The organism is Microcoleus sp. MOSTC5 (assembly GCF_036701825.1).
Classification (GTDB): Bacteria; Cyanobacteriota; Cyanobacteriia; order Cyanobacteriales; family Microcoleaceae; genus Microcoleus; species Microcoleus asticus.
The window spans coordinates 23,602-44,416 of record NZ_JAUBRK010000005.1 but is presented as its reverse complement, the minus strand read 5'-3'; the positions used below and the strand labels follow the sequence as shown (position 1 = coordinate 44,416).

The window sequence follows — 20,815 nt, the reverse complement described above, 5'->3', positions numbered from 1 at the left end:
AACTCCAACTCCGGCCGCGACGACTCCGACTCCGGCCGCGACGACTCCAACTCCGGCCGCGACGACTCCAACTCCGGCACCGAGTCCGAGTCCATCACCATCACCGGGGACAACTCCGAGTCCAACTGCGTCGCCGGGAACAACTCCGAGTCCGACTCCGGCACCGGGGACATTGCCGACACAGGTTCCGAGTCCGACTCCGACTCCGACTGCGGGCGGGACAACCCCGAGTCCGAGTCCTTCCATAGTCCCGACTCCAACGGCGACAACCCCAACTCCTCCGCCTTTGGGCGGGGGGCCGACTCCGCCCAGTTTTACATCTCCGACTCCTAACCAGCCGCCGATCGTGGAAGCGGGCAAGACGGTGACTGGTTTGCAGAATTTGCCTCTGTCTCTGAGCATTTCGGCGCCCAGCGACCCGGAAGGCCAGCCGCTGTCGATCGCGGTAGTCGGACTTCCCAATCCTACTTTTGGTCAGGTAATTACGGGTACGAACCCCCTCACCGTGAACCAAAAGTTAACAGTTCAGGATTTACTCGGGCTGACATTTCAACCGGGAACAAACGCGATCGGGCAAGCCGGTTCTTTCAGCTACAGCGTAGCTGACGACCAAGGCGGCACGGCAGCAGCGTCAGTAGCGATTAACATCAATTCTTTCGATACCTCCGTAACTGTTCCAACTACCCTGTCGCCCATTGCTGTCAATGACGGCATCGTATTTACGAGTACGAATAATTTGCTGCCCACTTTCATCGACGTGCTGGCGAACGATTCCAGCCCGCAAAAAGGGCCGCTCAGCATTATCAATGTCAGCACACCGCAACTGGGGATAGCTGTAAATCTTGTCTCTCAAGTGCAATTCATCCCCGGCAACGTAGCGGGTACAACTGCTTTCACCTACAGCGTCAGCGACGGGTTCGGGACAGTTCCGGGCGTAGGTACTGTCACCGTTCAAATATTGCCGGCTGATAGCGGGCCTAACAATTTGGTTGGGGGTTCTTTGCCGGACAATCTGAACGGTTTAGCGGGCAGCGATACAATTGACGGTCAAGGCGGCAACGATAGCATGGACGGCGGTTTGGATAACGACGTGCTTGTAGGCGGCCTCGGCGCAGATACCATGACGGGGGGCGGCGGCAGCAATCAATTCCGCTATACCAGCCCTGCACAAGGTGGGCCGGCTTTTGATGCGGCTTCTTCGGCGGCGATCGATGCTGCGATCGCGGCGGGCGGATACGATGTGATTACTGATTTTAACGGCCTCGGTGTGCCGATCGCCGATCAGTTTAATTTTGCCCCCGGATTTGCCAATCTCAGCGGTAACACCCAAGTTCTGCTGGAAGTGCAGACCACTGTTTCTGCAAATATTCTGGGAGGAACTGCTTTCTTGTTTGCCTACGATTCCGGCGGCAATACTTACATCATTTATGACGGCAATGGCAATAACGCCACCGGCAGCGACTCCCGCATTTTGGCGAAGTTAAATGGTGTAACGGGGGTTTCTTCTCTTTCGGAATTTGACTTTACTTTTATCTAAAAAGATAAGAGGTTTTTAACAGCAAATTAACGCAGATAAACGCCATTTTGTGGATCGTTTCTCTGCGTTAATTTGCGTTAATCTGTGGTGAAAAGGTAAATTTCATTATCTTCAGAAAACAAGCCCAAAAAAGGGCAAAGCATAGCACCGAACTTTGAGAAAGATAAGAGGTTTGAAACCGCAGATTAACGCAGATAAATGCCGATTTCGTTACCAGTTTATCTGCGTTAATTTCTTTCAGTGTGGTAAAAAATTAAATCTGATTATCTTCAGAAAACAATCCCAATAAAGGGCCGAGAATAGCGCCGAAAACAAAGCCGCCGGCGTGGGCCCAGTAAGCAACTCCGCCGGATTCCATGCCGACACTTGCCGGGGCATTTAAGGAAGCCAAGCCGCTCAATGCTTGCTGTGCAAACCAAAACCCTAGAAAGAAGAAAGCGGGGACTCTGACGGTGGTAATAAAGATTCCCAAGGGAAGCAGTGTCAGAACTTTTGCTTGGGGATATCTGAGAATGTAAGCTCCCATGACGCCTGCAATCGCGCCGCTAGCACCCAGGGACGGAATGGGCGATGCTGAGGAAAAATACCACTGAGTTAGTGATGCTAAAACGCCGCAAGTAAGGTAAAATATTATAAATTTGACGTGTCCTAAACGGTCTTCTACGTTGTTGCCAAAAATCCACAAAAATAACATATTTCCGGCAATGTGGAGAAAACCTGCGTGCAGGAATTGGGAACTAATTAGTGTCGTCCATTCGGGAAATGGCGAAAGTGGCAGAGCAACCCGACACATATTGCTTAACTGGCAAGGAATTACGGCCCAAGAGTAGAAGAATTGGGTTAATTGTCGATCGCCTAAACTGAGTTCGTACAAAAATACTAATATGTTTGCGGCAATCAGCCCGTAGGTGACGTAGGGAGTGATACTAATGGGATTGTCATCGCGTAAGGGAACCACAGCCTTTTTTTCCTCATCAAAATATTGGCAACACAGTAGCGCATTTATAGCCCAGGTGTCTCCTGTCTAAAGGAAGAGGAAACAAGCCAATCGATTTTAGATTTTAGATTTTAGATTTTAGATTTTAGAATTGAAGAATTGAAGAAAGCGACTTAACGGATGTATCCGGGGGGTGGTTAATCGATTTTAGATTTTAGATTTTAGATTTTAGAATTGAAGAAAGCGACTTGACGGATGAATCCGGGGGCTGGTTATCGGATACTATATTTTTTATTTCTACACGGATGAATCCGGGGGCTTGTACCGCCCCCCGAGGCCGCAAGCTTCCTTCAAACCCCCCGTGTCCGGCTGAAACAAAAATAAAACCCATTTAATAAAACCCTTCACCTTGCAGTTAGTTGAATATCTGCTTTTTAGTGTAGGGTTTTATTTTACCGCAAAAGCGTAGATTGTAGGATTGCAGAGCAAGTTTGTAGTTGCGATATTGGTACGGGTTTTCACCTCTCAACAAAACTACAAACTTATTTATCCGCCTGCTAATTACATTTTTACAGCAGGGCTAGTCGAAGGTTTAGGCGACTTAATTTCCTGGGAAACTGCACGGGCGCGGTAGAGTTTAGCAACGACTTGCTCGCACTTGGACAAATCCGATTCTATCTCTGTCAAAATGGCAGTTGATACGGGATCTGTGAACTTCACCCGCAGGTTGTTGATATCGACAACACCGGTTTGCAAATCACCCAGAGTGCTCCGCAGCAAGAACGTTTCATCGGTTCCTTGCATCGAGGCTTTTAATTTAGCGTATTTGTCAGCAATTTGGGCGGGAATTGAGGGTTTTTCGCCGAAATCGTTGAGGCGCTTTTCGAGAGCGAGGATGTGGTTCTGTTTATTTTGAATCATTTCTCTCAAGAGCGATCGCAAATCGCTGTCTTGGGTTTTTTCCGCATAATTTTGAAAGGCTTCGCAAGCATAGCGTTCCCCTGCGAGGGCGGTATTCAAACCTTTAACAATGTCGCCTTGTGTTGAGCCACCCCAACCATTAGCTAATTTCCACCATTCTGCATTTGTGTCAGTTTCTTCTGGCAAAGCGACTTCTTTTCCGCCGTAACCGAGGCGAGCCAGAATTGCGGTGGTAAATATGGCTAAATCTCCCGGTTGGCGGGAAGTTATCAAGTTGCCGTCAACTACTAAAGCTTCGTTGATGTAGTTAGCTCCGGCATTGATCATGTCTGTTTTAATTGCCAAGAAACCAGTCGCATTTTTGCCTTTCAGCAAGTCTGCTTCAATCAAAACTTGCGGGCCGTGGCAAACAGCAGCGACGATTTTTCCTTGCTCAAATGCTTCACGTACAAAATGTACTGTATTGGGATTAGTCCGCATTGTATCGGGAGCCATACCGCCGGGAATTATCACTGCATCGAATTCTGCGGGGACTGCTTCTGTGGTAGTTCCGTCTGCTTGCATGGCAAGTTTTCCTTGTTTCCCTGCATACTTTTCGTTTGTCCGCGAACCGAGGACAACTACTTCAAATCCTGCTTGTTTTAAGCCATTGTAAGGAACGAGAAATTCCGAATCTTCAACTCCATTTTCGATGAGTATGGCAACTCGTTTGGTTTGGCCATTGTTATCGGCTGTCATAATCAGTTTCCCTTCAAGTAGTCTTTTCTCTAAACTTAATTCATTTGTTGCTGTTTTCGCGTCTGGCTAAAGTGATAAATTGGTTCTAGGAAAAATGTGCTTTCGTGAGTCTTTGGAGGTAGTCGTAAAGTGCCCGATGCGCACCCTACAATTAGATATTTTGTGCAAGTTGTGCGATCGCATCAATGCACGTAAGAGGCTCCATTAATGTCGATCGTAGTCCCGGTAGCGTGCGCAGCCAAACCCGACGCTAAAAACGCGATAACATTGGCAACATCTTGAGGAGGAGCGATTTTGCCGATCGGGATATCGCGAATAATATCCGCTTCGCCGCACTTTTGAATAAACTGATTAGACATTTCTGTACTGACAAATCCCGGTGCAACTGTAAAAGCCAAAATATTATCAGCCGCAAACCCTCTAGCAATGCTGCGAGTTAAAGCAACAACAGCACCTTTTGACGCGGCGTAGTGCAGATAATTCGGGTCATCCCCGCGAAAAGCAGCGCGACTTGCTATATTAATAATTGTACCTCCACTTCGAGTTTTAAAATAAATAATTGCTTCGCGGCACAAGTCGGCAACGGCAACTAAATTAACTTGTAGAGTTTGCTGCCAAGCAGACGACCAAATATCGAACTCGTCCTCTATTCCCGCTGACTGCATTATTCCAGCATTGTTAACTATAATATCAATATGACCCCGCCATTTTAAAGCATCTCGCCACAAAGTCGAGGCCGCGTTTTCCAGCATCAAATCTGCAGCCAATAAATAACATCTATCGCGCGCAACACTTGCTGCTACCGCTTCAGCTTCAGTTTGACTGCGAGAGTAATGCAAAATCACCTCAGCCCCTGCATTAACCAGAGTCCGCACCGTCACTGCACCAATCCCCTTCGAGCCGCCAGTTACTAAAATTACCTTGCCTGTTAAATCAATCATTTCTCTATCTCTTTTCTCTTTCTCTGTACCCTCTGCGGTTCATAAAAAAAATAAACCCCCTTCACACACGAAATAGAATTGCTATATGATACAGCACATTCCATCCAATGTGTATGCCATTGCCTCATACTGATGGATATCTGCAATAAACCTGTCCAAAAAATTCCGAATTCTTTCCCATGTTGGTTTCTATTGGAAATATAGGCACTGCTTACAGCACTATAGCTTCTTTATCCTTAAACTCGATAACTACAGTGGATTCGGCAGCAGAGGTCGAATTAACTCCATAATTCTGTCCGAATTAAAATTATTGATATAATCCGTTAGTGCCTTGGACAAACCTGCTTTAGATTCGGGAATTTGTACGATTAATTCGTTCATAACTTCGGTATCGAGATAGTAAGCGGCTTGATACATTTGTTCTAACCACTGAGGGGACATCACGGATATATCTTCTACAGACAGCCTTTCAGCTAATAGTTTGTTTGGAGTTGCTCCTAGGGCTTCGTAAATATATTGCACTCCCAAATATTTAGCGAGTTTGTCAAAAATTTCTTTCTGCTGAAATGGCTTGCTCATAAATTCGTTACAGCCAGCCATGAGAACGTCCTCTCGCTCTTCTTCAAAAACACTGGCAGTTAAAGCAATAATGACAGTTTCTTGGTTGTTAGGGCGTTGTCTAATACATTTAGTAGCTGTGTAGCCGTCCATGATTGGCATTCGCAGATCCATGAAAATCAGGTGCGGCAACCAACTCTCCCACAGTGAGATTGCCTCAACTCCCTGTGTTGCTTCTCTCACCTCAAAGCCAATGGAGGTCAGGATCTCGACTAACAAGCGGCGATTTTCTGCTAAATCTTCAACAACAAGGATACGGTAGGTTGGTTGTCCAGGAGCTAAACCAATTACTCTTTGATTAATTGATTCTGGGGGTAAGGATTCTGCTTGAGGTAACTGTACACCAATCTCAAAGGAAAAAGTGCTACCTCGGTTCAAAGTGCTTTTAACCCGGATTTGACCGCCCATGAGTTGGACGAGTTTTTGACTGATCGCTAAACCAAGCCCAGTGCCTTGACTCAAATTATTCCCAGCTTGGGTTTGCACGAATAACTTAAATAGGCTGTCAATTTCTGTTGGAGCAATTCCCACGCCTGTATCCTCAATTTCAAAACATAGGTGACGAGAGGTTTTGTCTCTTTGTGCTGCTCTTACTCGTAAGGTGATGCTTCCTTGCTTGGTAAATTTAATCGCATTACCGAGCAGATTGACCAAGACTTGATATAGTTTTTTCTTGTCGGTACGCACAAATTGGGGAAGATCGGGATCGGGATCTACAATTAGTTGCAATTCTCTAGAATGGGCTTTAAGTTGCAGCATTTCTTCAAGAGAAGTCAGCAAATTTGTCAAATCAAAGTCAGAAGGATTGAGCGTCATCCGTCCGCTCTCGATTTTGGATAAATCTAAAATATCGTTAATCAAGTCCAACAAATGTTTACCGCTACGATTGACAATCTGCAAGCGCTCTTGGAGAGAAGGAGTCAGAGCGCTCTCATCGCTCATCAATTGCGTGAATCCTAAAATCGAGTTGAGGGGGGTGCGGAGTTCGTGGCTCATATTCGCGAGGAAGACACTCTTGGCTTTGTTGGCTGCTTCTGCTGCTTCCTTCGCTTGGCGAATTTCCACCTCAGCTTGTTTGCGATCGCTAATATCAATTAAATATCCCAAAATTTCCACTGGTCTCCCTTCACGATCGCGAATTAGCTTGAGTTGTTGGAGTATCCAGCGATAATTCCCATCTGAGTGCAGAAGACGGAATTCCTGAAAATAAAAACCATCGGTGAATAGATTTGTTAGTCCATTAAGCACCTGGTCTACATCATCTGGATGCAGATGATCGATCCAAAATCCAGACTGTTCTAAAAATTCTTTGGTTTCGTAGCCGATTACGTCTTTGATGTTTTCGCTGATGAATGTTGGGCCATACTCGCCATCAACTTTACTGCTAAAAATAACGACAGGACTGTAGTTGAGGAGAAAGTTGAGGCGGTTTGTGGTAGCTTGCAAGGCTTGTTCAGACAGTTTTAGCTTTGTTATATCGTGCTGAACGGCAACATATACAGTTCCGTATTCAGGATGCTCAAACTTAGAGGTATGAACTCTGCACCAAAAGAGTGTGCCATCTTTTTTTTTGTTGTAGACTTCATATTTCGCTTCCCCGTCCCGATCGACTATAGTGACGATATCTTCAACGGTTTCGTCGGGTGTAATCTGTGTATCGACATAATTTATTACACCAACGGGTTGACCTGCGAGTTCGGCCTCTCGGTAGCCAAACATCGCATCAAATTTAGGATTAGTGTAGACGATCGTCAAGTCTGAGGCTTTGACTAAACACACTCCCCCTGCCATATTATTCATAATAATGCCTTGCAGTTCGAGTGTCTTTTGAACTTTTTTTCGAGCCGTGATGTCTTGAATTTGAGCAATAATATGCAGTGGATTTCCCTGCTCATCTTGTACTACCGATCCATTCAGCAGAATCCAAACAATATCTCCTTGCTTATGCACATAACGTTTTTCTCGTTGGTAAGTTGAAATCGTTCCTGCTAATAGATTACGCCTATTATTAATATCCACTGCTAAATCTTCAGGATAGGTAATGTCTTCAAAAGTTAGTGTTAACAGCTCTTCTGAGGAGTAGCCAACAATCTGGCACAGGGCAGGATTGACTTTAAGCCAATGCCCGTCAAGGGAAAGGATCGCCATCCCGATCGAGGCATCTTCAAACGCATGGCGAAACTGCTCTTCACTGTTTCGTAAAGCTGTCTCAATTTGTTTGCGATCGTTTTCAGCTCGTTTGCGATCGCTGATGTCGCGTTTAATTACAGAAGCCCCAACAATTCTGCCTGTTGTGTCCTTTAGTGGTGATATGGTGGAAGAGATGTGGATAAGTTGTCCATCTTTGCGTACGCGCACAGTTTCATAGTTTTTAATCTTTTCTCCTTGTCGAATCGTTTCGAGGATTTGCTGTTCTTCGTAAATCAGATTGGGTGGAATTAGAATGGCGATCGATTGTCCTATGATTTCTTCAGCCTTGTAGCCAAAGATTTTTTCTGCTGCATTGTTCCAGCTTAAAATGATGCCGTCTAAGGACTTGCTAATAATTGCCTCACCAGAGTATTCCACAATCGCTGCCATGCGTGCCAGTGATGCTTCTGCTTGCTTGCGGAGGGTAATATCGGTTCCAATGCCGAGAAACCCTGTGATATTGCCTTCTGGGTCATATAAACCTGTCACCGAGAGGAGTAACGGAAAGCGACTACCATCTTTGCGGATGTACGACCATTCGTACTCGTCTGTCTCTCCAAGATGTGCCTTGGCAACAAAAGTCTCAAATCCTGGTTCGATGGAGATTCCCATTTGGACAGATAAATCTTGGGCGCGATGCACGACTTCCTCCTTGTCGTGAAGCATCGCAGGTGTTGCTTTCCCCAAAACTTCTTCGGCACTATATCCCAGCCATCTCTCGGCGGCTTTGTTAAAGGTAAGAATCGTACCATCTAGGGCGGTGGAAATGATGCTGTAGTTGGCACTATCTAAAATAGCTTTTTGCAGCGTCGTTGTTTGAAGTAATTCTTCCTCAGCCTGTTTGCGATCGCTGATATCGCGCAGCATAACCGTAAATACCGTTTCGTCTCCTATTTCCAGCCTAGAAATTGAGGCTTCAGCAGGAAACTGAGTGCCATCTTGACGGCGACCCCAAATCTCACCTCGTTCTCCCATCCTTCGCGCTATACCAGAAGATTGAGCAAATTGTTGGATATGCTGCTGGTGAGCATTCCTAAACTGTTCTGGCAGTAGTAAGCTCAGGGGTTGCCCTAAAACTTCCTCAGTTTTATAGCCGAAAATCTTTTCCGCCCCTTGATTAAACAGGGTAATGCGTTGAGTGCGATCGACTGAAATGATTGCATCATTGGCGATTTCTAGAATTCCAGCAAAACGAGCCTGTGATTTTCGTACAGCTTCTGTCCGTTGAGTCACAAGATTTTCTAAAGTTTCATTAAGTTTTTGCAGCTCTGCTTGGGTTTGTTGGCGCTTGCTATCTATCTGGTTGAGAAATCGAGCCGTCCCCCAGCTCAGAATTGAGAACGTGCAAATCACTATAGTTGAGCGGATTGTATTGCCAAATTCAGGGCTATACCAGCGTAATTTTTGCCCTTCAAAAACTAACCAGTTTATTGTCAATGGAAAGACGATCGCCCAAGGCAGGAACCACCGCAACATGACTCCGCCGACTAGCGGACTGGTGACTTCTTGCATTAACCCTTCCTTGGGTCGGAGCAATAAAATTCCTCCATAGAGGATGAAAAAGGTGAGGATCGTGTTTAAGGCTTGAGTAGTTGTAATTAAGATCAGTTGGGTGAAAATATTGACCTCAAAGATGTGTCCAAATAAAGCTAGCAGAGAAATTAAAGCCGCAACGCTACTGCAAATCTGAGCCAACCAAGTGTCCCGTTGCGAATTTTTCCCTAGCAGTAATAGTGCTACTCCCATCAGCACAAAATTTAAGGCGGTATTCACTCCCATTCGCCCCGGATAAGGAGTCGCCGAAGACGCGACATCCCGGAAAAGCCACTGATCGATACTCAAATGCCAACCAAAGAGATACTCGCTCAGCGTCAGCAGCCCGATCGCAATTACCAACCCGGCCGTCCCTTGAGCAATTCGATAGTGCAGTCGGGTTGGTCTTTGGTACTGCAATAATCTCAAAGAAACTCCAGCCAGCAAAAAGCAAAGTGCCGTGTTTGCTTTCATGGTCGAAGTCATACCGGGAAAACCACTTTTGAGTAGGGAGATGTCAAATTGCCAACCGAGCAGGACGACACACCCGATCGCAATGACGAATACACTTGTCAGTTGAGAAATGTGCTTGTTCATAAATAAATCGGCTGCTTGGGTTGAGAAAAGGTTTTCCTGATGTTACAAGAAGCAAAGTGACGTTAATTGTCACGAATCCCCTTTGCCAAAAACACGCTCTCATCTGGACTAATGTGCATTGAGGCTCCTTGCTTACCTGCTTTAATCGTTCCTTAGCCCTAATTTAGATAAATCAGTTAATTCCATAATGATATCCGTTTTAAAATTTAGCACTAAATCTTTGAGGGCATTCGCGATCGCCCCTTGAGAAGACGGTATTTGTTCAATTAATTCCAGCAGGACATCTGCATCACAATAGTAAGCCGCTTCATACATTTGCTGTAACAATTCGTAGGGCATTGTTGCTAAAGCGTCCTTGGATAATTCAACCCTCGCCAGGGGAGAAGGAACTTGAGAGGTAATGGGCGAGATGTCATCTAGTTTATCCTCGTCTAACGACAGTATATCCGTTAACATTTGCAATAATTCTCCGATCGTGTAAGGTTTCAATAAAAAGTTTTTTACATCAGCATCTAATGCCAGTTTTCTATTGTTAACGAGTCCGCTAGTCGCAATTATATTCACCAGAGGATTGATTTTTTGCAACGCCCAAATTGTGGTAACACCATCCAGGTTTGGCATCATCATATCCATTAAAACAACACTGATTTCCTGTTGATGTTCGGTATAGAGATCGAAGGCTTCAATCCCATCACTAGCGAGTATTGTTCTGTAGTTATAGTTTTCGAGAGCGGTTTGTGTTACCTCTTGAATAGAGGCTTCATCATCCACAATTAAAATCAACTCGCCCTTACCTCTGGGCATTAATTTTTCTCGGGGTATGACATTCACCTCTCCCTCTATAGCAGGTAAAAAAATATTAAATTCGGTCCCCTTGCCCAACTCGCTATCAACCTTGACAAAACCGCCATGAGTTTTGACAATCCCCGCCACGGTTGATAATCCTAGTCCCGTTCCTTTGCCAATTTCCTTGGTCGTGAAAAACGGGTCAAAAATTCGGTTTAACAATTCGGGTGGGATGCCGCTTCCCGTATCAGAAACCGTCACCACCACATAAGAACCTACTTTTGCTTCCAAATTTATCAGGGCATCATGTTTACCTAATAGACGATTTTCAGCGCAAATAGTCAAAGTTCCTTCGTCTGGTATCGCATCTCTGGCGTTAATCATCAGATTCATAAATACTTGGTGCATTTGGGTAGAATCAGCCGAGATTCTCCACAGTCCGTTAGTAGGTATTTCCGCTGAAATTGCGATTGATTTAGGAAATGTCTGTTTAGTAATACCGATCACTTCTAAGAGCAGGTCGCCTAGCTGTAATATTACATAATTACCTTCCGTTCCTCTACTGAAAAGAAGAATTTGCTTGACCAAATCTGCCCCACGTCTAGCACTGCTAGAAAGAATCGCAAACAGTCTTTCTGTCTTATCATCCAGGTTAGGAAATTTGAGAGCAAGCATTTGAGTAACGCTCAAAATCGGGGTAAGAATGTTATTGAAATCATGGGCAATTCCACTTGCTAACGTTCCTAAGCTCTCTAATCTCTGGGCATGATAAAATTGTTTTTCAAGTTGTTTTTTTTCGGTAATATCAGTGTTAATTACGAGAATAGATTTGAGCTTTAAAAATTGATTTTCTACCAGGATTCTACGGCTTTCTACGATAATATTCTTGCCTGATTTGGTATTTTGTTTTATTTCACTTTGCCAAATACCTTGTTCGCTAGTTGTTTTTATAGCCTTAGTCTGAGCAATTGGTTGGTTAAATAAGGTTTTAGTTTTTTGCCCGATAATTTCGGTTGCTGTCCAACCATACAAACGTTCAGCTCCTTTATTCCAAAATAAAATCTGGTCGTCTAGATCGTGTACAAAAATGGCATCAGTAGTAAGATCGATTAAGGCTGCTTGTTCGGCAATTTTTTGCTCTGTTTCTTTGCGTTGGGTAATATCCGTAATAATTTCTATGCCCACCCAACAATCTTGTTCTCGATCCCATTCAGCGACATAGTTTGAGGAAAGCCAGCGAATAGTGCGATCGCCATGCAAAAAACGATACTCAACGATGCCCGATCGCCCTCCTTTAATGTTTTGCACCAATGAGACAAGAGCCTTTTCTCGATCTTCAGGTAGTATATTCGCCGTAATTAGGGAAGAGTCGGCTTGCACGGCTTCTAAGCTATAGCCAAAAAGCTGTTGGGTTCCTCCTATCCAAGAATCGATTTTAAACGTCCCATCGGTCAAAAGACGAAAATTATTAATAACGGCGATCGCGCTGTTGAGAATTTGACTGAGTTTAGCAGCTTCTTTAATTTTCGATTCTGTAATATCAGTAATAATAATACTATTAACTAAAAGCTCATCTATTTTAAATTGTTTAAGCGATAATTTGACAGGTACTTCCTTATTTCCTGTTGCCGCGATCAAAGATAACTCTCTGGTGAGAGTTTCTTTTTCTTGAACCTCCTGTAAAAGTAGTAAAAACGCTTTTCTATCCTTGGGGGCAATAAAGGTTTCTAAGCTAGAGCCAATCAGGTTTTTTAAAGAAAAATCTAAGAGTTCTGAGAGTCGCTTATTACAGTACAAAATCAAGCCTTCAGAAGAGACAGTTGCTGCTCCTTCCCCCATTTGTTCAACTAAACACTGATAAACATAATCTGCCCCCTGAAGCGTAAAAACTCGCTCCCCTTGCTGCGTAGAAACAACAACAGCGTCAACTTCGCCAGAACAAATAGCCTGCAACGTTTCTTCCGTCACATTTAGGCGTTCCTGCACTTCGGCCAATTGCTGCTGTAGCGTTTCGACTTCTTGGCGCAACTTTTCAATAGGAGCTTGGGAGTCCTTCATTGCTTTCCTCTTCAATGATATTTTTAGGCACAAGATTAAGACCCATTAACACTTTTTCCGTATTCGATAAATTGCCAATGATCTTTTGTAAGGGCGTAGGTAACTGTTTAATCAAGGTGGGAACAGCCACAATATTCTCGGCAATAGCGGCTTCTGTCTGTTGATAAATATCAATAACTTCTAATTCATAACGTCCTTGGAGATGCTGCTCACAAATTTTTTTGATATTTTGCAACGCCGTCACCGATTGGAGCGTTGTACCTGCAATATAAAGACGTAGGATATAATACTGTTCCTGCGATTGGGACAAAGCCTGTTCAAAAAGTTCTGTGGTTATTAGGTTAAAATCTTCTGAGTCAATCATCGTTAGTGCCGTTAGTGCCTAAATATTGAGTTAGTGTTCATCCATAATAGGACTTATGTGCAGTCCTACTAAAACTTTTTCAGTATTCGATAAATCACCAATAATCTTTTTAATCGGTTCTGGCAATTTTCTGACGAGGGTCGGTAGAGCAACGATGTTATCTTCTATGGCGAGATAGGGCTGTTTACTTAAGTCAATAATTTCAATGCTATATTGACCGTTAAGATATTCCTCACAGATTTTCTTCAAATTGGCAAAAGCAAGCAGAGATTTAGGGGTTTGTCCCGCCACATATAAGCGCAGTTGCCAAATCTCTGCTCTTTTTGTGTTAGCGGTATCTGATAAATGATCGGTCATGTTTTTTCTCCTTAGAAAATAGATTTTAGGGGTTAAGATGGCGTAATCTTCCTATAGAGGTTCGATTATCCACCACCGTTTTTTGATATTCTTCTTCTTCTTCTATCAGCAAAGTGAATTCCTCATCTCGATTGGTTAATTGCATTTGCAGAGCTTTTATCTGAGCTTTTATGAGATGTTTTTCTCGCTCACACTCGCGTTTTTTGAGTTCAAAACTCTGTCGCCGTTTTCGAGCGGCAGATTGTTCCTCTAGTGATTGATTGATTCGTTGCGTTCCTGTTAATACCTTGCCATCTCCCAAGTAAACCTCCACCAAGTTTACCCCTTGATTGGTGAGCACAAATTCTCGTACTTGATTTGAGTGCATCATGCCGCGAGATTTGAGGGCATAGAGAATCCGATTGCGCTCCCCATTGACCTTGAGGGTTTGGAGTTCTAACCAAGTATCCATCAGAGAGGAAACACCCATTTCTGTCTGTTCGTGGTCGCGGTCAGTATCACCGGGAGTTAAATCGGTCAAGAAAACGGTGATTTGCTTACTCTTTAAGTAGTCAATTAAGCGCATGAAAAAGCTTTTTGTTTGCATAAAGCTTCCACTCAAAATGAGATTACTCATCGGATCGATTACGATCGCACTTGGTTGAAATTCTTTGACCCAGCGATGGATTTTAAACAAACGCATTTCTAAATTATAGTTAGTGGGACGTACCGCATCAAATTGCAATAATCCCTGCTCTACATAGGGGGCTAAGTCAAGACCAATCGAGTTTAAATTACGGAGAATTTGTTGGGGGGATTCTTCAGTGGCGAGATATAAACACCGTTCGCCCCTCAGGCAGGTTGCTTGGGCAAAATAAGCGGCAAGAGTCGTTTTCCCCGTTCCTGCCCTGCCTGTAACAAGAATACTGCTACCCCGATAGTAGCCCTGCCCGCCAAACATTTCATCAAGTTGCGGGATGCCCGTTGAGATGCGCTCGTTAGAAACCTCATGGTCTAACGTTAAAGAAGTAATTGGTAAGACCGAAATGCCATTTTCTTCAATTAAAAACGGATACTCATTATTACTGTGGCGAGAGCCGCGATATTTGACAACTTGGATGGTTCTTGTGGCGATATCTCCAACGGTTTTTTGATCTAATTTGATCACACAATCCGAAACATATTCTTCTAAACCTTGACGGGTTAAGGTCAGTTCTCCTCTCTCCCCAGTGATTACGGCTGTCACACCTTGGTCTTTTAACCAATGAAATAAACGGCGCAATTCTGCTCGGAGAATGTTGGCATTGGCTAAACCAGCAAACAAGACTTCTATCGTGTCTAAAACTACCCGTTTAGCCCCTATTTTTTGAATCGCATACCCTAGACGAATAAATAGGGCTTCTAGGTCGTATTCTCCTGTTTCCTCAATTTCGCTGGCTTCAATATAAATATGATCGATTAATATTTTGCCTTGAGCGCTCAATTCAGTTAAATTCCAGCCTAAAGATGTGACATTCTTAGTGATTTCTGCCGCAGTTTCTTCAAAGGTAAGTAAAACTCCAGGTTCCCCGTACAGTGTTGCGCCGCGCACTAGAAACTCCACACCAAATAATGTCTTACCGCAACCCGCTGACCCGCAGATTAAGATTGGTCTGCCTTGGGGTAAACCTCCATCTGTGATTTCATCAAGCCCCTGAATACCCGTTGGGCATTTGGATAATTGTAGATGTTGATTTTTTTCCATAATAAAATAAAAAATGATTTTTGATAGGACTTACATAAGCCCACAACTATCCTACCTGTGACAGTCTAGGAATCTGTGCTATTGTCTTTATTACCCGTGTATGATTAACAATATCACTTTTTGTCGATCGAGTATCCATAGCTTTTCGTTTCTTGAGGGAAGCGCCAGCAGGTGGCGGATTACATCGCAACAATTGAGAGAAGGCGGGCAATAGAGTCTTTCTATAGATCAGGGCGGGTGATAACCCGGCTGCAACCACGATCGAGTAAAGATTGAGCTAACTTATGGTAACAAAAGATAGGCAGCCGAATTGTTACAAGCTAGCCTGTTCCCAAAAAAATGTTACCAACATTCTATCAGACCCACTTACCAAAACAACTGACCCATACCTAATGGATTGCACTAACAGTCTTACTGAATATGATTAGCGATTCAGTTACCAGCTATCTAGGCAACATTTTAATCGTTGACGATTTACCTGAAAACCTGCGTTTGCTGAGGGATACATTGAGCGAACACGGTTATAAGGTTCGTAGTGCGACGACAGGGGCAATGGCGCTCAGAGCCGCCCAATCTCCAGCGACGGAATTAATTTTACTAGACATTAAGTTGCCAGATATGGATGGCTATGAAGTTTGCAGACAATTAAAATCTGAAGTTCGCACCGCAGACATTCCAGTTGTTTTTTTGAGTGCGCTCAATGACACTTTCAATAAGGTGCAAGGGCTAGCCGCAGGAGGAGTAGATTATATTGCCAAGCCGTTTCAAGTCGAAGAGGTATTGGCGCGTGTCGAAACTCACCTGACTATCCAACGACTCCGCAAAAGCCTTCAAGAACAAAATTTGCGCCTCATTAAAGAGATTGAGGAACATCAACGCCTCGAAAATGCCCTTTTTGCCGAAAAGGAATTGGCTCAGGTGACATTGCAATCGATTGGCGATGCCGTCATTACTACTGATGCTCAAGGTAATATTAGATATTTCAATCCTGTTGCTGAGCGACTAACAGGCTGGACATCGGAGGAAACTGAAGGAATGCCTCTGTCTGAAGTTTTCATAATCGTTAATGAAGTAACGAAAAAGCCAGCAGAGAATCCTATAACTCAAGCTCTGTCAAAGGGGAAAATTGTGGGCTTAGCTAACCATACTATTCTCATTGCTCGCGATGGGACGGAGTACGGCATTGAGGACTCAGCAGCACCAATTCGAGACCGCCAAGGCGAAATTATCGGGGCAGTCATCGTCTTTCATGATGTTACCGAATCGCGCTATCTTGCCAAGCAACTTTATTGGGAAGCCAGTCACGATGCCCTGACGGGTTTAATCAACCGTAGAGGATTTGAACAGCAGCTAATTGAGGCGATCGCTTCTGTTCAAGTTAGCAATCAGCAGCACGCTCTCTGTTATTTAGATTTAGATCAGTTCAAAGTAGTTAACGATACCGCAGGTCATATTGCTGGCGATGAGCTACTGCGCCAAATCACTGCACTGTTACAAAAGGGAGTGCGCGCTAATGACACGCTGGCTCGCTTGGGAGGTGATGAATTTGGTCTTTTGCTCACTCAATGTCCACTATCTCAAGCAGCTCTGATTGCGGAAAAACTCAAAGATCTAGTGCATCAGTTTCGGTTTATTTGGAATAACAAAACCTTTATCATCGGGGTCAGCATTGGAGTTGTTGCCATTGACCAAACCAGCCAAGATTTAATGCCTGTTCTGGGAGCGGCTGATGCAGCTTGTTATGCCGCCAAAGCCAAAGGTCGCAACTGTATTCATGTTTATAGCCTAGATGATGGCGAACTAATTAGACAACGTGGTGAGAGACTGGTGGTTTCCAAAATCAGCCGAGCGTTGGAAACCAATCATTTTCGTCTCTACTTCCAAAAGATTGTCTCTATTAGCTCTAGCCCATCATTAGAGCATTATGAAATTTTGCTAAGAATGCTAGACGAAAATGGAGAAATAGTCGCTCCCAATGAGTTTATTCCCGCCGCCGAGCGTTATGGCTTGATAACTAAGATCGATTGTTGGGTAATCGAAACTTTTTTCTCTAATTATCATAATTTATCCGGGCAACAGGTTCTTACTGATGGCTTATATACGATCAATATTTCTGGCGCTAGCATTAGTAACAATCAATTTATGATGTTTTTAATCGAACAATTTCCTCGCTACCAAATTCCTCCTCAGAGCATTTGTTTTGAAATCACGGAAACCGCAGCCATCGCGAATTTTGAGCAAGCCAGATATTTCATGAGCGAACTCAAAAAGATTGGCTGTCGCTTTGCTTTAGATGATTTTGGCAGTGGGTTGAGTTCCTTTGCGTATCTGATCAATTTACCAGTTGATTATCTAAAAATTGATGGTACTTTTGTTAAGAATATTAGTCAGAATTTGATTTCTCAAGCGATAGTTGAAGGCTTTAATGGTATTGCCCATGCGATGAATCTTAAAACTATAGCTGAGTTTGTCGAAGACGAGACTATCTTAGAAAAATTGCAGGAGATTGGAGTAGATTATGCTCAGGGTTATGGGATCGGCCGTCCCGTCCCTATTAACTTTAATCGCTAGCCGTCCCATTATCTCTCTTGTGTCACTCTGGGATAAAACCTTGATAATGAGATAGTGAGTAAGGCATGGGTATTTTGGGCAGATAGAATAACCTGATATTTTGCTAAAGCCTTGAGGAAAATTCGTTGCGGGCGTGAGTTAAATCTGATTCATTGAACAGGTAATTACCAATAAACAAGGTAAGAAATCCGATCGCCAGCCTGTAAAATGACGTACAGCCGATCGATCGCACTCAGCCAGCGGGCTGATAGCCTGACCCCTGCGCCCTGTATGGATGTTTCAAGAAAGTCGATCGCCCGCTGCTACAAGCCTGACTCAATTTACTGTGTCACCTTGAGATGGAATGTGCTGTAATTGTACAGGATTGAGTGTTCTATTAGAAATAAACCGGAAAATTTGCCATGAAAGCAGTTGCGTTCGATCGCTACGGTCCAGCCGAGGAATTGCAGTACCGAGAATTAGAAAAGCCGATCGCCAAATCCAATGAATTGTTAGTGCGAGTTCGCGCTAGCAGCGTCAATCCAGTAGACTGGAAAATCCGGCAAGGACACCTGCAACTATTGACAGGATTTAACTTTCCTCGAATTGTCGGTTCTGACATATCGGGAGTTGTCGTGGAAGTCGGCCCAGAAGTAACCCAATTTCAACCCGGAGATGAAGTTTATACTTTCTTAAATCCCATCAATGGGGGTGCTTGTGCCGAATACGCTGCCGTGCCAGAATCCGATGCGGCAATTAAACCGAAAAACATCACTCATGCAGAAGCAGCAGCAGTACCGATTGCCGGTTTAACAGCTTTGCAATCACTCCGGGATTTGGGTCAAATTCAAGCAGGAAACAAAGTATTGATTAACGGGGCTTCCGGCGGAGTCGGAACTTTTGCCGTGCAAGTCGCAAAAGCAATGAATGCGGAAGTAACAGGAGTTTGCAGCGCTAAAAACAGAGAATTTGTCAAGAGTTTGGGAGCAGATTTTGTCCTGGATTACGCGGAAGTTGACTTTACTCAACAGCCGGATAAATATGATATAATCTTGGATGCTGTCGGGACAAGAACATTTGCTGAATGCGAAAAAGTCCTGCAACCTGAGGGAGTTTATATCTCGACTTTGCCAAGTTTTGACAACTTCGCACCGATGTTAACGAGCTGGTTTGTATCGGGTAAAAAAGCTAAATTAATTGTAGCCAATGCCAATACCAGCGATTTAGGGGTTTTGCGGGAATTAATAGAATCCGGTAAAGTTGAGCCGATTGTCGATCGCACTTACAGCTTACAAGAAGTAGCAGCAGCCCACGTTTACAGCGAAACTTGCCGCGCTGTCGGCAAAATTGCGATCGGGATTGACAGTTAAAAAAATTATGTTTAACCAAAAGCAATTAGAAATACAACTCTCTGATTGGAACCGGATAATCCAATCGCGACCGGAAGAAACTCAAGCTTACATTCGGCGAGGATGGTTAAATTTAAACTAGGACAAATCGCCGAGTCTATCGCCTATTTCGACACCGACGAAAAACTAGACTGGCGCATTATACCTTAGCTGTGGCAGCACGGACTTTCCTACTACGTCGCCATATTTCCCGAGGGATAAAAACAGTTTGAAATCGACTTAACATTCAACGGTAAAGACGTAGAGGAAACCGTGCTTGCCGTTAAAAATGACGCCTGATTGGTGATACGGCAAGTTTAGGAAGTTTTTGCCGGAAACTGCAAGCCAGACCGTGTTATAGCGGCAGGGAAAAAAGAAGGCAAGCCCGACAGTTTCTACAGCCACTGATACTTAGGATTGTACTGGGAAGCGGAAAATGACACAAGAGCGATCGCAAACCTGCATTCTCAAAGCAGTGTCAGAATCCCAGCCCGATGACTATATGCGGTACGTGGCAAAAGTCCACCAAAAAATGCGCGGTTGGAGTTACAGTAAAAGAGCGATCGCCCGCAGTTTGCATAAATAGGACGCTTGCCCAAAAAACCCGGTTTCTAGGCAAAATCTTCGTTGTGAGCGAGGTAAATTCACCCATAAACCTGGTTTTTGAATCCACCTGCGTCCGTGACTAATAAACCTAAAACCTAAATAAAATCAAAAATTCCTATGACTGTTCCCTCAAACTTGGAGACATCCGAACAAGGTTCCGACAACAATCTCGAAGCAATTAGCCCGGAAAACAGCATTGCACCAATCGCAGGCGGTGCGATGGGTTCCCGCAACTTAGAAAACGAATTTCTCGACGAACTTCCCGACGAAGTTGAGATGTCTTTGTTCGACCATTTAGAAGAATTGCGGCAGCGACTTTTCTACTCGCTAATTGCAGTAGCAATCGCTGTAATTGGTTGCTTTTTTACAGTTAAACCCATCGTGCAACTGCTAGAAGTACCGGCCGGGCCCGTCAAGTTTCTGCAACTAGCTCCCGGCGAGTATTTCTTTGTTTCTATCGAAGTAGCCGGATACAGCGGTTTGCTCCTCGCCAGTCCGTTTATTTTTTACCAGATAGCGCTGTTTGTTCTCCCCGGCTTGACTCGCAAAGAACGCAGGTTGCTCGGGCCTGTGTTTTTCGGTTCGAGTTTCCTATTTGTGGGCGGATTAGTATTTGCTTACATCGCTCTGATTCCGGCGGCGCTTAACTTCTTTGTTACTTATGGGGCGGATGTTGTAGAGCAGTTGTGGTCGATCGACAAATACTTTAAATTTGTGCTGCTGTTAATGTTCAGCACCGGCTTAGCTTTTCAAATCCCGATCGTCCAAGTATTGCTCGGCGTTTTGGGCATAGTTTCTTCCAACCAAATGCTCTCCGGCTGGCGGTATGTAGTCTTGGGAGCGGCCGTTTTGGGAGCAGTTTTAACGCCTTCTACTGACCCTTTAACGCAAAGTCTTTTAGGAGGTGCGGTGCTCGGCTTGTATTTTGGCGGGGTTGGTTTGGTAAAGCTTTTAGGACGGTGATTTCTTAA

The 20,815-nt window shown here is 44.2% G+C and carries 15 protein-coding genes; 6 read left to right on the top strand and 9 right to left on the bottom strand.

The annotated features are described in order from the left end of the window. On the top strand, positions 1-1,537 hold a 1,537-nt coding region (locus QUA54_RS03565; RefSeq protein ID WP_445301524.1), incomplete at its 5' end, for an Ig-like domain-containing protein. A 253-nt stretch (positions 1,538-1,790) separates the two neighbouring features. On the opposite strand, the gene QUA54_RS03560 is transcribed toward QUA54_RS03565, so the two are convergent. From QUA54_RS03560 to kaiC, 8 genes are all read right to left on the bottom strand, one after another. Beyond that, the gene (locus QUA54_RS03560; RefSeq protein WP_333413306.1) at positions 1,791-2,495 is read right to left on the bottom strand and encodes a rhomboid family intramembrane serine protease; all 705 of its coding nucleotides are present in this window, start codon (positions 2,493-2,495) and stop codon (positions 1,791-1,793) included. 540 nt (positions 2,496-3,035) lie between these two features. Continuing rightward, entirely contained in the window at positions 3,036-4,133 is a 1,098-nt protein-coding gene (locus QUA54_RS03555) for a DJ-1/PfpI/YhbO family deglycase/protease (protein ID WP_333413304.1), read from the bottom strand. Between the two features lie 182 nt (positions 4,134-4,315). Continuing rightward, entirely contained in the window at positions 4,316-5,074 is a 759-nt protein-coding gene (locus tag QUA54_RS03550) for an SDR family oxidoreductase (RefSeq protein ID WP_333413302.1), read from the bottom strand. A gap of 249 nt (positions 5,075-5,323) precedes the next feature. Further along, positions 5,324-10,012, bottom strand: coding sequence for a PAS domain S-box protein (locus QUA54_RS03545; RefSeq protein ID WP_333413300.1), 4,689 nt, complete (start codon positions 10,010-10,012; stop codon positions 5,324-5,326). Positions 10,013-10,153: 141 nt separating this feature from the next. After that, positions 10,154-12,856 (bottom strand): PAS domain S-box protein, encoded by a 2,703-nt coding sequence (locus tag QUA54_RS03540; RefSeq protein ID WP_333413298.1) that lies wholly within the window; start codon positions 12,854-12,856, stop codon positions 10,154-10,156. Then, positions 12,831-13,220 carry a circadian clock KaiB family protein gene (locus tag QUA54_RS03535; protein ID WP_333413296.1) on the bottom strand — a complete coding sequence of 130 codons (390 nt, stop codon included), beginning with the start codon at positions 13,218-13,220 and terminating at the stop codon, positions 12,831-12,833. The genes QUA54_RS03540 and QUA54_RS03535 overlap by 26 nt, the downstream gene beginning before the upstream one ends. 30 nt (positions 13,221-13,250) lie before the next feature. Further along, the gene (locus tag QUA54_RS03530; protein WP_333413294.1) at positions 13,251-13,577 is read right to left on the bottom strand and encodes a circadian clock KaiB family protein; all 327 of its coding nucleotides are present in this window, start codon (positions 13,575-13,577) and stop codon (positions 13,251-13,253) included. Between the two features lie 25 nt (positions 13,578-13,602). Beyond that, positions 13,603-15,300, bottom strand: coding sequence for a circadian clock protein KaiC (gene kaiC / locus QUA54_RS03525; RefSeq protein WP_333413292.1), 1,698 nt, complete (start codon positions 15,298-15,300; stop codon positions 13,603-13,605). 420 nt (positions 15,301-15,720) lie between these two features. Here kaiC and QUA54_RS03520 point away from each other — a divergent pair, with 420 nt between their 5' ends. The 3 genes from QUA54_RS03520 to QUA54_RS03510 all read left to right on the top strand — a co-directional run bounded on the left by QUA54_RS03520 (position 15,721) and on the right by QUA54_RS03510 (position 19,220). Then, positions 15,721-17,871 carry an EAL domain-containing protein gene (locus QUA54_RS03520; RefSeq protein WP_333413291.1) on the top strand — a complete coding sequence of 717 codons (2,151 nt, stop codon included), beginning with the start codon at positions 15,721-15,723 and terminating at the stop codon, positions 17,869-17,871. A 207-nt stretch (positions 17,872-18,078) separates the two neighbouring features. Continuing rightward, positions 18,079-18,225, top strand: a complete 147-nt coding sequence (locus QUA54_RS03515; RefSeq protein ID WP_333413289.1) for a hypothetical protein — start codon at positions 18,079-18,081, stop codon at positions 18,223-18,225. A 47-nt stretch (positions 18,226-18,272) separates the two neighbouring features. Beyond that, on the top strand, positions 18,273-19,220 hold the full coding sequence (locus QUA54_RS03510; RefSeq protein ID WP_333413287.1) for an NAD(P)-dependent alcohol dehydrogenase: 948 nt from the start codon (positions 18,273-18,275) through the stop codon (positions 19,218-19,220). A 258-nt stretch (positions 19,221-19,478) separates the two neighbouring features. On the opposite strand, the gene QUA54_RS03505 is transcribed toward QUA54_RS03510, so the two are convergent. Continuing rightward, positions 19,479-19,643, bottom strand: coding sequence for a hypothetical protein (locus QUA54_RS03505; RefSeq protein ID WP_333413285.1), 165 nt, complete (start codon positions 19,641-19,643; stop codon positions 19,479-19,481). Positions 19,644-19,674: 31 nt separating this feature from the next. Between QUA54_RS03505 and QUA54_RS03500 the strand changes: the two genes are divergently transcribed. Together QUA54_RS03500 and tatC are read left to right on the top strand one after the other, a co-directional pair. After that, a complete protein-coding gene (locus tag QUA54_RS03500) occupies positions 19,675-19,824 on the top strand; it encodes a hypothetical protein (protein WP_333413283.1) in 150 nt (49 codons plus the stop codon). A gap of 137 nt (positions 19,825-19,961) precedes the next feature. Then, positions 19,962-20,807, top strand: coding sequence for a twin-arginine translocase subunit TatC (gene tatC, locus QUA54_RS03495; protein ID WP_333413281.1), 846 nt, complete (start codon positions 19,962-19,964; stop codon positions 20,805-20,807). Positions 20,808-20,815: the final 8 nt, after the last annotated feature.